Annotated in this window: 1 protein-coding gene; it reads left to right on the forward strand. The window is 35.7% G+C overall.

What is annotated here, in order from left to right; translation table 11 throughout:
* A partial coding sequence (locus AB1287_RS22400; RefSeq protein ID WP_436799862.1) for a hypothetical protein occupies positions 1–263 on the forward strand: 263 nt, incomplete at both ends.

A 263-nucleotide genomic window follows, 5' to 3' on the forward strand; every position in this document is an offset into this window, starting at 1 on the left:
CTGTAACGGGTTTTAATGAAGCCATCACAAATGCTTCTGCGACAATAAAGACTTTTGTCTGGTCAATGGTAAAAGGACTCGGAGAGTTTAATGCAGTTATGGTAAAAACACTATTTAGTATGGATATTATAACTGCTATTAAGCAACCGATTATGAACCTAACGTCTAGCATAGCAACTAATATGTTAGGGATTGCGGGAACGATTGGTATTGCCTTTGTCTTTGTTATTTTAGGTGTAAAATTTATTGGACAACAACGATAC

Origin of the sequence: Scandinavium sp. UTDF21-P1B, from assembly GCF_040750395.1 — a bacterium.
GTDB lineage: Bacteria > Pseudomonadota > Gammaproteobacteria > Enterobacterales > Enterobacteriaceae > Scandinavium.